12 protein-coding genes are annotated in these 14,387 nt (G+C 62.1%); 6 read left to right on the top strand and 6 right to left on the bottom strand.

The genetic code is table 11. The annotated features are described in order from the left end of the window. Positions 1 to 88: 88 nt before the first annotated feature. Both QNM96_RS05810 and sod read left to right on the top strand, forming a co-directional pair. Positions 89 to 700, top strand: coding sequence for a hypothetical protein (locus tag QNM96_RS05810; protein ID WP_283835076.1), 612 nt, complete (start codon positions 89 to 91; stop codon positions 698 to 700). A gap of 139 nt (positions 701 to 839) precedes the next feature. Next, complete coding sequence (gene sod / locus QNM96_RS05805; protein ID WP_283835075.1) at positions 840 to 1,442, top strand: superoxide dismutase; 603 nt, start codon at positions 840 to 842, stop codon at positions 1,440 to 1,442. 68 nt (positions 1,443 to 1,510) lie between these two features. Here the strand turns inward: sod and QNM96_RS05800 are convergent, their stop codons facing one another. The 3 genes from QNM96_RS05800 to QNM96_RS05790 form a co-directional block, all read right to left on the bottom strand. Beyond that, entirely contained in the window at positions 1,511 to 1,687 is a 177-nt protein-coding gene (locus QNM96_RS05800) for a hypothetical protein (protein WP_283835074.1), read from the bottom strand. Positions 1,688 to 1,818: 131 nt separating this feature from the next. Beyond that, positions 1,819 to 2,829 carry a TIGR04024 family LLM class F420-dependent oxidoreductase gene (locus tag QNM96_RS05795; RefSeq protein ID WP_283835644.1) on the bottom strand — a complete coding sequence of 337 codons (1,011 nt, stop codon included), beginning with the start codon at positions 2,827 to 2,829 and terminating at the stop codon, positions 1,819 to 1,821. Between the two features lie 23 nt (positions 2,830 to 2,852). Further along, positions 2,853 to 3,629, bottom strand: a complete 777-nt coding sequence (locus tag QNM96_RS05790) for an SDR family NAD(P)-dependent oxidoreductase (RefSeq protein WP_283835073.1) — start codon at positions 3,627 to 3,629, stop codon at positions 2,853 to 2,855. A 338-nt stretch (positions 3,630 to 3,967) separates the two neighbouring features. On the opposite strand from QNM96_RS05790, the gene QNM96_RS05785 reads away from it, so the two are divergent. From QNM96_RS05785 to QNM96_RS05770, 4 genes are all read left to right on the top strand, one after another. Next, a complete protein-coding gene (locus QNM96_RS05785; protein ID WP_283835072.1) occupies positions 3,968 to 5,176 on the top strand; it encodes an alpha-hydroxy-acid oxidizing protein in 1,209 nt (402 codons plus the stop codon). Between the two features lie 31 nt (positions 5,177 to 5,207). Then, a complete protein-coding gene (locus QNM96_RS05780; RefSeq protein WP_283835643.1) occupies positions 5,208 to 5,933 on the top strand; it encodes an HAD family hydrolase in 726 nt (241 codons plus the stop codon). Positions 5,934 to 6,149: 216 nt separating this feature from the next. Next, positions 6,150 to 7,211: a phosphotransferase family protein gene (locus QNM96_RS05775; RefSeq protein WP_283835071.1), complete on the top strand. Its 1,062-nt coding sequence runs from the start codon at positions 6,150 to 6,152 to the stop codon at positions 7,209 to 7,211. Positions 7,212 to 7,352: 141 nt separating this feature from the next. Beyond that, complete coding sequence (locus tag QNM96_RS05770) at positions 7,353 to 9,311, top strand: 3-hydroxyacyl-CoA dehydrogenase NAD-binding domain-containing protein (protein WP_283835070.1); 1,959 nt, start codon at positions 7,353 to 7,355, stop codon at positions 9,309 to 9,311. A 70-nt stretch (positions 9,312 to 9,381) separates the two neighbouring features. Here the strand turns inward: QNM96_RS05770 and QNM96_RS05765 are convergent, their stop codons facing one another. The 3 genes from QNM96_RS05765 to QNM96_RS05755 form a co-directional block, all read right to left on the bottom strand. Continuing rightward, a complete protein-coding gene (locus tag QNM96_RS05765) occupies positions 9,382 to 9,897 on the bottom strand; it encodes a winged helix-turn-helix domain-containing protein (RefSeq protein WP_283835069.1) in 516 nt (171 codons plus the stop codon). Positions 9,898 to 9,994: 97 nt separating this feature from the next. Next, positions 9,995 to 11,134: an acyl-CoA dehydrogenase family protein gene (locus tag QNM96_RS05760; RefSeq protein WP_283835068.1), complete on the bottom strand. Its 1,140-nt coding sequence runs from the start codon at positions 11,132 to 11,134 to the stop codon at positions 9,995 to 9,997. A 266-nt stretch (positions 11,135 to 11,400) separates the two neighbouring features. Then, positions 11,401 to 14,316 (bottom strand): ATP-dependent helicase, encoded by a 2,916-nt coding sequence (locus tag QNM96_RS05755; RefSeq protein ID WP_283835067.1) that lies wholly within the window; start codon positions 14,314 to 14,316, stop codon positions 11,401 to 11,403. Between the last annotated feature and the right edge of the window lie 71 nt (positions 14,317 to 14,387).

The following is a 14,387-nucleotide window of genomic DNA, read 5'->3' as shown; positions in this document are numbered from 1 at the left end:
CCGTTACGAGGGAGGGGTCTTTTCGCTCTCGCTTTTTCGGCGTTCGTACCAAAACCGGCTTACTCGCTGACTATGTGCTATCGGTACAATGGAACGACGATCGGTACTTCTCGGCGCTGCGGTCGTGCTCGCCGGCTTTTCGGCATTTGCACATCTCATTATCGGATTCGAAGGCCTCCTCGGATCGGTCGCCGACGGCGCACTGAGCGTCGTTCCGATACTGTTCATCGTCAGCGCCGTGCTCGTCGTCGCTCTCCTCGTTTCCCTCGCTCGAGGGACGCTCGCCCCGCCGACGGTCTATCTGGCGGGCGGCGTGCTCATGGTCTTGCATCTGTTCGCCTACGCCGATGTCCACGCGTTAGGGTACTTCGAGACGGCGACCGGTGTCGACATGCACGATCACGGGGGCGGTGACGGCCATGATCACAACGGCGACGACCACAGTCACGACGGGGACGGTCACGACCATAACGGGGACGGTCACGACCATAATGGAGACGATCACAGCCATGACCACGACGGGGATGGTCACGACCACAACGGCGACGACGGTCACGACCACAATGGAGACGATCACGACGGCGCCGCCCACGAGGTCGTGATCGATCACCTGCGAGAGGACGTGACCGCACTTTTGACGAAGGTCGCAGAAACCGGCGCTGCAATCGCGTTCTTCGCCCTGTACGCTCTCGAGCGATAATAGCGATTCAGACACGCTCAAGGGAGATTTTTTGCGGAGTTGTAGACCGCTCACTGCAGGAGCGACATCGAGCTTACAAAAACGAATTTCAGGGAATCCTTATCTCGAGTTCGTCCCTTCGAACAGCTGGTAACAACCGATGACTGACTACGAACTCGATCCGCTTCCGTACGACTATGACGCGCTCGAACCGCACCTCTCCGAACAGGTCCTCACGTGGCATCACGACACCCACCATCAGGGCTACGTCAACGGCTGGAACAGCGCCGAGGAAACCCTCGAGGCGAACCGCGAAGATGGCGACTTCTCCTCGTCGGCCGGCGCGCTCCGGAACGTGACCCACAACGGCTCCGGCCACGTCCTTCACGACCTGTTCTGGCAGAATATGTCGCCCGAGGGCGGCGACGAGCCGACCGGAGAACTCGCAGACCGTATCGCCGACGATTTCGGTTCCTACGACGCCTGGAAGGGGGAATTCGAAGCCGCCGCGTCCGCAGCTGGCGGCTGGGCGTTGCTCGTCTACGACAGCTTCTCGAATCAGCTTCGCAACGTCGTCGTCGACAAGCACGATCAGGGAGCGCTCTGGGGAAGCCACCCGATCCTCGCGCTCGACGTCTGGGAGCACTCCTACTACCACGATTACGGCCCAGCGCGCGGCGACTTCGTCGAGAACTTCTTCGAAGTCGTCGACTGGGAGGAGCCGTCCGATCGTTACGAGCAAGCCGTCGAACAGTTCGAATAGCACTCGTCCGGAGCACGATTTTTGTCGGAAGACCTCTCCGAACTCGAAGCACTGGCGCGGCGGTTCGTTCAGGGATGAACGATGTACCCGCTCGTCTCGAGCGACTCGATCACGCCTTCGGGTGCTGCAACGTCTTCCCCGCTCGAGGAGGCGAACTCGAGTTCGTTCTCGCCGATCACGTCGAATCGGTAATCTGTCCCCTCGTGATCGACGACGACCTGCGCATCCTCGACTGTGATGTCCATGTGAATCGGAGCACCCTACACCGATCGGCGTGTTAAACGTGGGGCGGAGGAGAGCGGTCGGGGCGGGGTTCGATTCGTTCGCAATGCGAGACGAGCCGAGCCGAGAAGGAGGTCGAGATCGAACGCGGGCCTCAGTTCGAACGCTCTTCGGGGGCGAGCGCTGACATCGTCTCGCGAACGTCGTCTTCGCTCGCGCCGCGGGGAAAACTCACTGCGACGGAGTCGACGCCCTCGAGCGACTCGAACGCCGCCAGGTTATCTCGGGCCGTCTCGCGGTCGCCCGCGGCACAGAGGTCGTCGAGCAGGCCGTCGTCGAGCGCCGCTGTCGCGCGCTCGCGGTCGCCTTCCTGCCACGCATCGTGGATCGTCTCGGCCTGATCGTAGCCCTGTCGAGCGAGCGAGTCCCGATAGTATGTTCCCATGCCGCCGACGTAGAAGGCGGCGTGCTGACGGGCAAGTTCCCGCGCCCGCTCAGCATCGTCGAGGACACAGCAGGTCACGCCGACCGTCACCCGTACGTCCTCGAGCGAGCGGTCGCCGAGGTCGACGCCGCGTTCGAGGTCCTCGATTCTGTCGTCCATGCCACTCGCCGTGAACATGATCGCGTGCCAGCCGTCAGCGAACCGGCCGGCGAGTTCGACGGCTTTCGGACCCATGCCGGTCACTTCGACCGGCGGCGTTCGCTCCGGGGGCTCGCTTCGAAGTTTGAACCCCGACAGCGAGAAACACTCGCCGTCGTACTCGACCGGGTCCCCCGAGAGCACCTGCCGGATCACGTCGACGTACTCTCGAGTGCGCCGAAGCGGCTCGTCGAACTCGACGCCGTGCCAGTTCTCGATGACGATCGGGCCGCTCGGACCGATTCCGAGCCGGAATCGGCCGTCCGAAACCTCCTGTAACGTGGCCGCGGTCTGTCCCAGAAGTGCGGGCGAGCGCGAGTAGGTGTTGACAATGCTCGAGCCGAGATCGATGGTCTCAGTTCGTTCGGCGATCGATGTGAGCACCGTCACCGCGTCGCGTCCCCACGTCTCGGGTAACCACGCGCAGTCGTAGCCGCCGTCTTCGGCCAGTTGTGCGTATTCGACGAGCGAGTCGACGCTCGGCTGTGCCGCCACCGGGAGGTGAACGTCTCGAGCGGTCATCGTTCGACGTCCCACTCGGGAGCTCATACGTCCGGCGATTCCTCGACTCTCGGAACGCCTTTCACGGTCAGCGTCTCGCCGACGAGGTACGACGCCGCCGGGCTCGCGAGGAACTGCGCGACGTCGGCGATTTCCTCGACGGTTCCGATCTGCCGGTCGACCTCAGAGCGTTCGATCGAGTCCGCGGAGACGCCCATCTGGCTCTCGACGCCGGGCGTGGCGACGAAGCCGGGTGCGATACAGTTGACCCGAACGTCGTCGCCGGCCCACTCGGCGGACAGCGACGTCGTCAGGTTGATGACGGCCGCCTTGGCCGCGCCGTAGTGGCTCATGTACGCCGACCCCTTCTGGCCCGCGACGCTCGCGAGGTTGATGACCGAGCCGCCGCCCTCTTTGAGGTGTGCGGCGGCGGCGTGGGTGCAGTGGTAGGTTCCGTTGATGTTGATGTCGACGATGGTCTCCCAGCCGTTCGGGCTGATGTCGTCGAAGCCGGCCATGAACGATGCCCCGGCGTTGTTCACCAGCACGTCGAGTCCGCCGAACTCCTCGACGGTCGTCTCGACGAGCGCCTCGACGGCGTCGCGGTCGGTCACGTCACACTCGACGGCGACCGCGTCGCCCGGCCGATCGCTGTCGATGATTCCCTCGGCGACCGGATCGACGTTGTCCTGTTCGCGCGAGCAGATCACGACGTCGACGCCGTCGGCCGCGAACGATTCCGCGATCGCCTTCCCGATCCCGCTCGAGGCACCCGTCACGATCGCAACGTCGCCATCGACGCTGAACTGGTCGGTACTCATCGGTGCTCACCTTCACGAGTCAGTACTGTCTGTGTCTGTGTTATTACCATTGTTAGCATCGGGATGAAATACGAAGACACTGTTAATAAAGATGAGGATGGATTCCCTATCGTTAAGTACATCACTTCCCTTGTCACAGTCACGCATACGCGGAGGCCCGTCCATCGAGATGGGTGGAAACGACGGGTCAAGAGCCGGATCGGGCGCACTCGGATACCAAACCCACATGGCGCGAACAGTCCACACGGCCCGAAGCAACCCACTTACGACCCGAAACAACCCACACGACCTGAAACAGCCACACAACTCAGTCCAGCTCTCGCCCACAGGAGGAACACATGTCAGACGACAGAACACCAACGGATCAGACGCAGTACGGACCGGACCGACAGGAAGCGATCTATCGGAGCGGGATGCTCCGAAACGAGTTACCGGAGTATCCGGTCTCCTTCGGGGACTTAGAGCAACGGGCCCTCGAGGAACTCGACGACGAAGCGGCCGCATACGTCGCCGGCGGCGCGGGCTCGGAGTCGACGATGGAGGCCAACGACCGGGCATTCGACGAGTGGCGGATCGTTCCCCGAATGCTCAGGGATATCTCCGACTGGGACCTCTCGCTCGAGCTGTTCGACACGGAGCTTCCCGCACCGGTCTTGCTCGCGCCCATCGGCGTCCAGGGAATCTTACACGACGAGGCCGAACTCGCCGTTGCACGCGCGGCCAGCGAGTTCGATATCCCCCTCGTCTGTAGCTCCGTCGCTTCTCACACGTTCGAAGCAATCGCAGACGAACTCGGCGACTCGCCGGGCTGGTTCCAGCTCTACTGGAGCTCCGACAGAAACGTCGCCGCGAGCTTCATAGAGCGGGCCGAAGACGCGGGCTACGAGGCCGTCGTCGTCACGCTCGACACGCCCAAGATGGGCTGGCGCGAGCGCGACATCGAACTCGGCTACCTCCCCTTCCTCGAGGGCGAAGGCGTCACGAACTACTTCGAGGATCCCGCGTTTTGCGACCGGATCGATGGCGAGCCCGAACACAACCTCGTCGAGGCGCTCGAGTCCTTTACCGACTGCTTCGGCAACCCATCGTTGACGTGGGACGACCTCGAGTTCATCCGGGAGAAGACGGATCTCCCAATCATCCTCAAGGGGATTCTCCACCCGGACGACGCGCGCGAGGCCGTCGCTCGCGGCGTCGACGGCATCGTCGTCTCGAACCACGGCGGTCGCCAGATCGATGGCGCGATTCCCGCCCTCGAGGCGCTTCCGGAGGTCGTCGAGGCCGTCGACGGAACGGTTCCGATCCTCTTCGACAGCGGGATTCGGCGTGGAAGCGACGCGTTTCGCGCGCTCGCGCTGGGTGCCGACGCCGTACTCCTCGGACGACCCTACGCCTACGGACTCGCGATCGGTGGCGAGGACGGCGTCCGGTCGGTGCTCGGGAATTTTCTCGCGGATCTGGACCTCACCGTCGGACTCGCCGGCTGTCGAACGCTCGAGGAGATCGACCGCTCGACGATTCGACGACGTGAACGGGGTCGACGATGAACGGATGTGACCGGTCGTGAGCGGTCTCGAGATGAGCGGCGTCGACGATCGAGACGCCGATCCGGAACGAGCGCCGACGGAGTGGGGCGCCGTCTTCTGGGACATCGGCGGCGTGATCCTCGACCTCGAGTCGGTGCAGGCGGCCCACGCCTCGTTCGTCGCCGCCCTCGTCGACCGGTACGATCTCGAGATGGGACGAGAACGGGCACTCGAGACGTGGCGGACGACCGTCGGAGACTACTTCCGCGACCGAGACGGGACGGCGTTTCGCTCGGCTCGGGAGGGCTACGCCCGCGCTGTCGAGGAACTCGTCGGCGAGGACGTTCCTCGAGACGAGTGGAAGCCGACCTTCGAAGCGGCTGTGAGCGAGTCCATCGAGCCGGTTCCCGGCGCTCCTGAGGCCATCGAGCGACTCGCCGAGCGGGATCTCCACGTCGGCGTCATCAGCGATGTCGACGACGCCGAAGGGAAACGGATGCTCGAGCGCTTCGGCGTTCGGTCGCAGTTCGATTCGATCACGACCTCGGAGGGGGTCGGCCGGACCAAACCCGATCCGGCCATGTTCGAGACCGCGCTCGAGAAAGCCAGCGTTTCTCCCGAACGGTCGCTCATGATCGGCGATCGGTACGAACACGACGTAAAGGGGGCCGCCGAGGCGGGACTGCACGGCGTCGCGTTCGGCGCGGACGAGGGCCCCGCCGTCTCGTACCGGATCGAAGACCCCCTGGAGGTGCTTGATATCGTCGATGGTGCGTGAACACTTTCGATCCTCTCGAGCCGTGTCAACAGTACGTATCGTGACGGCGTTAGGTCCCTCACAGACCCACATTCCAAAACATTGTAAGATATTACTCTCGTCGAAACTATTTTCGTTAACCAGACAAACAGTAGCGAACACACCTATGTCGAACGGGATCGAAGCGAACGACGAGCGTTCGTCTACGAACGGCGATAAAAGGACCGGCGGGAGGCCATGAGCGACGAGTACTACGAACGCCTCGTCGACGAGGATGCGCTGGCGGCGTTTCTGGACGACAATCTCGAGTCGGTCGAGGAGTACGAGGTCCGCCGACACCGCGAGGGCCACTCGAACGAGACGCTGTTCGTCACGTGGGGCGAGCGGGAACTGGTCATCCGGCGGCCGCCGCCGGGCGAAACCGCGGATACGGCCCACGACGTGCTCCGGGAGTATCAGGTGACGAACGCCGTCGCCTACACCGATATTCCCGTTCCGGAGCCGCTTTTCGCGTGCGAAGATCACGACATCATCGGAAGCGACTTCTACGTAATGGAACGTCTCGAGGGTGACGTCCTTCGGGAGGACGAACCCGAGCGCTTTGCGAACCTCGACGCTCGAGCCCGGATCGGCGAGGAACTCGTCGACACGCTGGCGACGATCCACAACCTGGAGTACAAATCGGTTGGTCTCGGCGAGTTCGGACGGCCAGCCGGCTACACCCAGCGACAGGTCGATCGCTGGGGCCAGCAACTTATGTGGGCCTTCGACGTGACCGCCGAGGAACGCGAGGTGCCGGACCTGTACGACGTCGGCGAGTGGCTTCAGGAGAACGTTCCTGGGGAACACCCGCACACGCTCGTCCACGGCGACTACAAGCTCGATAACGTGATGTTCGGTCCGGGCGAAACGCCCGAGCTGGTCGGCGTCTTCGACTGGGAGATGGCAACCCTCGGCGATCCGCGCGCGGATCTGGGCTGGATGCTTTCGTACTGGCGCGATTCGAAGGATCCCAAGCCGTCCATTCCGGAGCTGACGACTCGCTTTATGGAACGCGAGGGGTACTCGAGTCGCCGCGAACTGGTCGATCGCTGGGAGTCCCAGACCGGCTACAGCTTCGCGAACGATCGGTTCTATCGTGCACTCGCAGTTTACAAACTCGCTGGTCTCGGCGAGATGTTCTTCCGGCGCTACCTCGAGGGCAACAGCGACGATCCGATGTATCCGAAGATGGAGGATCGGGTCCCGGCGCTGGCCGCTCGAGCCAAACGGATCATCAACGGAGAGGAGCCGCTGTAGCGGGGCCACAGTTCACTAATTTATTACGACGTTCGTTCATTTTTCGTGGCCGAATACGATCTGTAGCGATATTCGAACACGCCTTAACATTGGTAAGGAACGTTCGGAGGAATTAAGGGAGTATCGACCGACACGATAACTATGTCATACGGAACCATCGACCGCGTCGCCGTCTTGGGCGCAGGAAACATGGGTCACGGGATCACCGAAGTCACCGCAATGGCCGGCTACGACGTCACCATGCGGGACATCGAGGATGACCTCGTCGACGGCGGATACGAGCAGATCGAGTGGAGCCTCGAGAAACTCGAGGAAAAAGACCGACTCAACGAGCCCGCGGCGGACGTCCTCGATCGAATCGAGACGACCACCGACCTCGACGAGGCCGTCTCCGACGCTGATCTGGTCATCGAGGCCGCCCCCGAGAACCTCGAGTTGAAACACGACATCTTCGCCGATCTCGAGGAGTTAACCGACGAGGACACCCTGCTCGCGTCGAACACCTCGAGTCTGCCGATCAGCGATATCGCGGAGGTCCTCGAAACGCCGGAGCGAGTCCTCGGACTGCACTTTTTCAACCCGCCCGTGAAGATGGACCTCGTCGAGGTCATCTACGGCGAACGGACGACCGACGAGGTCGCCGAAGCCGGCTACGAGTGGGTCGAATCGATCGACAAGACGCCGATCTACGTTCGGAAAGACGTCCGCGGCTTCGTCGTCAACACCGTCCTCGGTCCCTTCGGCGGCGAAGCGGCGTGGATGGTTTCCGAAGACGAAGCGACGATCCGCGAAGCCGACGCAGCGATGGTCCACCAGCGAGGGTACCCGATGGGGCCGTTCGAACTCGCCGACCTGACCGGCATCGACGTCGGCTACCACGTCCGAAAGGAAGGGGGAACCCCCGTTCCGCCGATCATCGAGCAGAAGGTCGAAAACGAGAATCTCGGTCAGAAGACTGGCGAGGGATTTTACAACTATGAAGACGGCAACGGAGCCGACTACGAACCGGGCGACGGCGAAGGGTTCGACACGCTCCGGATCGAGGCTCGTCTCGCTAATCGTGCCGCGTACATCGTCGGCGAGGACGTCTCGACGCCCGAGGAAGTCGACATCGGCGTCCGACTCGGACTCGGCTTTCCCGAGGGGATCTGTCGCCGCGCGGACAAGATCGGCATCGACACCATTCTAGAGAAACTCGAGACTTTACAGGAAGAGACCGGCTCGAATCGCTTTGAACCGCACCCGTATCTCGAGGAACTCGTCGAGGAGGGACGGACCGGCGAAGACGCCTGGGCGGGCTTTTACGAGTACGATACCGACGAGGGCGACCTCGATTCGTATCACGACATCAACGTCGACCTCGAGGACGGCGTGTTGCAGATCGAACTCGATCGTCCGTCGCGGATGAACGCCCTCTCGGAGGACCTGCTCGGCGAGATCGACGACCTCTTCTCGAGCGTCGACACCGATGACGTTCGCTGCGTAACGATCGAAGGGGCGGGCGACCGCGCCTTCAGCGCTGGCGCGGACATCTCCGGATTCAGCAGTACGAAGCCGACTGATATGATGCAGGTGACGCCGGCATTCGAAACCGTCAACGACTTTCCGCGACCCGTCATCGCCAAGATCGACGGCTTCTGTCTCGGCGGCGGGCTCGAACTTGCACTCGCGTGCGACCTGCGCCTTGCGACCGAACGGTCGTCGTTCGGGGCACCTGAAATCGGCCTCGGCTTGATCCCCGGCGGCGGCGGCACGCAACGACTCATGCGCATCCTCGGGGAGACTCGAGCGAAGGAACTCGTCTTCCGCGGCTCGCACATCGACGCCGAACGGGCCCAGGATTGGGGCCTGATCAACCGCGCAGTCGATCGCGAGGCGTTCGACGACGTCGTCGAGGACTTCGTGAGCGACCTGCGAAACGGCCCGCCGATCGGTCTCGAGGTCGCCAAGAAGGTGATGAACGAGGGTGAGGACGCGAGCATGGAGGCCGCCCTCGCAATGGAGAGTCAGGGCTTTGGCCTCCTGATCAGCACGGACGACGTGATGGAAGGGACGATGGCCTTCGCGGAGGATCGAGAGCCCGAGTTCGAAGGAGAGTAGTCGGAAACAGGCGCAAAAACGGTTCCGTTTCGAACGCGCCGTTACTCTCGCGTCGGCTCTGAACGCGTCGTTACTCCTCGCGGAGGTCCTCGTAGATCCGCGGATCGGTTCGGAACTTGAGGACGTTGTGGACCGCGGAGTTCCGGATGTTCGCAATGACGCCGCCGTAGTCCTTGTAACACTCGTGAATCCACCGGGAGACCTCCTGACGATCCCGGAACATCATCACGGTCTTCCACTGGTACTCGCCGTCCGAGAGGAAGAAAAACAGCGTGTGCTTGTCCTCGCGGATGTACTCCATTGCCTCCTGCCAGCTGTCGGCGAAGTGTTCGGTGTTGAACTTGAACTCGAACAGCGCGAAGATGTAGTACTCCTCGTTCGGGATGATCGCCTCCCGAAAGACGCCTTCGTCGCGCATTCGACGGATCGACTCGCTGACGGTGACATGCGAGACCTCGATATCGTACTCCGATGCCAGAACGTCGGTCAACTCTCGAGAGGAAAGTTGCGGGTCGTCCGCAAGTTCACAGAGAATTGCGATATCGCGGTCTTTGAAGTCCCAGTTCGGGGGCTCGTCTTCAGTCATATCGGCTTGTTTCGAGTCATCTCACCTGTGCGTTTCGATCAGGAACTCGAGTTGTCAATCTCAGCATCATTTTCTAGCGGTTTCTTCGAGTCGACCGCTACAGCAGGTTATCGGCGATGATGTTCTTCTGGATCTCGCTGGTCCCCTCGTAGATCTTGGTAATTCGGGCGTCGCGGTAGTAGCGCTCGGCGGGGTAGTCGGAGACGTATCCGGAGCCGCCGTGGACCTGAATCGACTCGTCTGCAACCTCGACGGCGTGCTCGCTCGCGAACAGCTTCGCCATGCTCGCGAACTTCGCCGCCATCTCCTCATCGCCCTCCATCGCACAGCTGGCCGCCCGATAGGTGAGCGAGCGGGCCGCCTCGACGTTGGTCGCCATCTCCGCGAGTTTGTGTTCGATCGCCTGAAACTCCGAAATCGGTTGACCGAACTGTTCGCGTTCGCCCGCGTACTCGAGGGCGGCGTCGAGTGCGGCCTGTGCGGTGCCGACCGCCTGGGCCGCGACGTTGATTCGGCCCGACGCAAAGAACTCCATGAGCTGGTAGAAACCGCCGTTTTCGGTTCCGACGACGTTTTCCTCGGGGACGACGACGTCGTCGAAGATGAGTTCGGCCAGATCGGACGCGCGGATGCCCAGTTTGTTGTCGATCTTCTCCGCGGCGAACCCATCCGTGTCGGTCGGCACGAGCAGCGCGGAGATTCCTTTGTGCCCTTCGCCGGGGTCTGTCTTGACCATCACGACGGCGACGTCGGCGACGGTGCCGTTCGTGATCCACATTTTGTTGCCGTTGATCACGAAGCCGTCGTCGGTCCGTTCTGCGGTCGTCTCGATCCCCGCGACGTTCGAGCCGTGTGCGGGTTCGCTGATCGCGCTCGCACAGGCGGATTCACCGGAGGCGATAGCCGGAAGCCACTCCTCTTTCATCCACTCGTCGCCGAACTCGTCGATCATCGTCGCGCCGAACGCTCGGCTCCCGATGGCGCTCCCGATACCCGGATCAGCGCGCCAGAGTTCCTCGGTGACGACGACTCCTGAGAGGAGATCCATCCCCGCGCCGCCGTAGTCGATCGGAATGCTCGTTCCGACGAGATCCAGTTCGGCCGCCTTCTGGACGAGCTCTGCGGGATACTTTCCGTTCTCGTCGTGCTCTCGAGCGACCGGTTCGATCTCTTCTTTCCCGAATTCCCTGACGCTGTTTCGGATCGCGCGCTGTTCGTCCGTCAGTTGAAAGGACATACCCCACACACGCTTTCCAACGAAAAGTATTTTTGGGTATTTATTAGTTGCGTTAAACTACAGTAGTGTTTTGAGAATGAGTGGTAGCACAATTCCGAGAGCGAGAGATTGCAATAGTATTTCCAACTGTATGGTCTTTCCAGTTACCCCGGCTTTGCTACCGTGGTGTTGTCCGCTCTACCAGTCCTGATAGTATCCGTGAAGCTGTTCGTGGTACTACTCTGGTTGGACTATCCCTAACTGCACTATTGGCCGTTGATGATAACTCAGTCGTCCGTCGGGAGACCCCGAACCGACTCCTCGCCGATCTCCTCGAGTACGTGCTCGTGGAAGTTCTGTAAGGCCGCACTCTCGTCCTCGGCGAGGACGACGTCGCTCGCCGAAAGCGTCGCGAGGCCGAACGCTCGAGGCGAGGGCGAATCCAGCAGCTGTCGTTCGACGGCCAGCTCGCCGCCGTCGATACGGGAGATGATACCTTCGATCTCCTCGACGTTGAGTTTGTCCTCGAGGATTTCGCGGTAGGTTTCCTCGATGACGGCGAACTCTTCGAGGTCCTCCGCAAAGCCCAGCAACATCTCACTCGAGACCTGCTGTTCGCTGGCGGATTTCTCGTAGCCCTTGTATCGCTTGAGGATCATCAGCGCACGTGTAGCGTTGATTCGGAAGTACCGCTGGAGCAGGTCCGTGCCGGAGATGGCGTTTCGGAGATCCTCGCGAACCTGCTCGGCCTCGAGATCCGAGACGATCCCCTTGAGATCGATCTTTCGGTTGAGCGGCATCGAGAGGACGAAGCCGTTGTCGGCGACGGCAACGCGGACGTTCGCAGTCGCCTCCTGGGCACAGCGGTAGGCGAACAGCCGGGAGAGTCCGTCGTTGACCTTCCGTCCGTAATTCGAGTGAACGTAGTAGTGGCGCTCGTACTCGTTGCGGTCGCGTTCGACCTCAATGGTGAGTCGGCTCTCGGTGCTTACGCTTTCGGGGCCCGCGTACCGAAGCTGGTGGTCGAACAGTCGCGCGATCGCCCGAACGCAGTCGTCGCCGAGCGGGAATTCACGGAGCCACGCGCGGACTCGCGGCGAACCGCCCTCGGCGTGGTGGCCGAGCAGTTCCTGTTGGAACACGAGGATCTCACAGCCCAGATCGTAAGAGAGCGGCAGGCGTTCGGAGTACCACGAGGGAACGGTCGGTCGCGCGCTTGTTCGATCGGCGTACACCTTCGAGCCGCGTCGGTACTGGTACTCGAAGTGATTGCCCCCGAGGACGAACACGTCGCCCTTCTCTAGGGTGTCGAGGTAATTCTCATCGAGTTGGCCGACCCACTCGTCGTTGGCCCTGGTGTGGACGTTACAGGTAAAGGAGTCGGGAATCGTCCCGATGTTGGTCATGTAGATGACTCGAGCGAGCCGCCCCCGTTTGCCGATCAGGGGTTCGCCGACGGGGAACTCTTCGTGGTGGTGCTCGCCGTCGGGCGGGTCGTTTTCGTCCCGCCAGATCTTCGCGTAGACGTTTCGATCCTCCATCCCGGCGTAGTCGGCCGTGAGGTAGCTCATCAGGGACTCGTACTCGTCTTCGGAGTAGTCTCGGTAGGGATAGGCCCGGCGGAGGACCGTCCGCATCTCGCGTTCGGGTCGAATTTCGGCGATCGCCATCCCGTAGACCTGCTGGGCGGCGACGTCCTGGGCGTTTTCGGGGATCGACACTGAGTCGACGAATCCGTCCTCGGCCTTCTTCAACATCACCGCACACTCGAGGAGTTCGTCCCGATCCAGCGCGATCACGCGCCCGGTCACGGTCTGGCCGACGCGGTGGCCCGCGCGACCGACTCGCTGGAGGAGCGCGGCGACGGATTTCGGCGAGCCGACCTGGACCACGAGATCGACGTGGGGCATGTCGATCCCCAGCTCGAGGCTGGTCGAGGAGGTGACGACATCCAGTTCGCCCGCTTTGAGCTGCCCTTCGACCTCCTGTCGGACCCCTTTCGAAAGGCTGCCGTGGTGACAGCCGGAGTTGTCCTCGTCGTACTCGTCGAACCGCTCGCGCAAGTTGTGGAGCACACGTTCCGCGCCGGACCGTGTGTTGGTGAACACCAGCGTATTGGTGTGGTTCTGGATGTGTTCGTGGAGTTGTTCGTAGAACCGGCCCTGGACGACCTCTCGAGACGTGTTGATCAGATCGTCGGTCGGACACTCGAGTTGCAGATCGAATTCGCGGGCGAATCTGGCGTCGATAATCTCGTAGGGTCGCGGTCCCCATTCTCGTTCGTCCGCGAGGTCAGACTCGGCGTCGAGATTCGCCGAGGTGGAGTCGCCCGACTCGTTGGCTGATCGGTCTGGATCACCCTCCGTTGGCTTCGACTCGGCTTCTGCTGTATTCGAATCATCGTCCACTGCCTTCGGCTCGGCTTCCTGTCCCTCAGAATCTTCGTAACCGACAAGAAACTCTGCGACGCGAGACAGCGGTTCGATGGTCGCCGAGCAGCCGATTCGGGTGATCTCCGTCTCGCTCATCGCCTCGAGGCGCTCGAGGCTCACCGAGAGGTGCGTGCCGCGCTTGCTTCCCGCCAGCGAGTGAATCTCGTCGACGATGACGTACTCGACGGTCCTAAGCTTCTCCCGGAATTTCGGCGAGTTGAGCAGAATCGCGAGCGTCTCGGGTGTCGTATTCAGAATGTGGGGCGTCTCCTCGAGCATCTTCTGACGGTCGTTCGAGGACGTGTCGCCGTGGCGGATCGCGTGGCGGATCTCGCCCATCGACTCGCCGCGGTCCTCGACGATTTCCTCGATTCCAGCCAGCGGTACCTCGAGGTTCCGGTGGATGTCGTTGGCGAGGGATTTGAGCGGCGAGACGTACAGGCAGTAGACGGAGTTCTCTAACCCGTCCTCGGCCTCACGATCGCGCTCGAAGAGTTCGTTGATGATCGCGGTAAAGGAAGCAAGCGTCTTGCCCGAACCCGTCGGCGCACAGATTAGTGTGTTCGTCCCGTCGTGGATCTTCGGGATCGCGCCCTCCTGTGGCGGCGTAAAGAAGCCGTCGTTCTCGGGAACGTACTCGCCGAACTCCTCGAGCCACCACTCCTGGAGGGCGGGCTCGAGCAGGTCGAACACCTCCTGATCCTCGAGTTCGACCATCGAGGGATCGAACTGCAGGTGCTCGTCGTCGACGGGCAGCGCGCTCCCATCCATTATACGCGTCTGCGGTCCGTGTAGGTAAGAGGGTTTGGCCACCGGAACGGAAGTGAAACGGCGGCGGGGTA

The sequence above is a fragment of the Halostagnicola sp. A-GB9-2 genome (assembly GCF_030068615.1).
In the GTDB taxonomy this organism is placed as follows: domain Archaea; phylum Halobacteriota; class Halobacteria; order Halobacteriales; family Natrialbaceae; genus Halostagnicola.
Note: the sequence above shows the minus strand (reverse complement) of the source record. Positions and strands in the feature narration are given on the sequence as shown.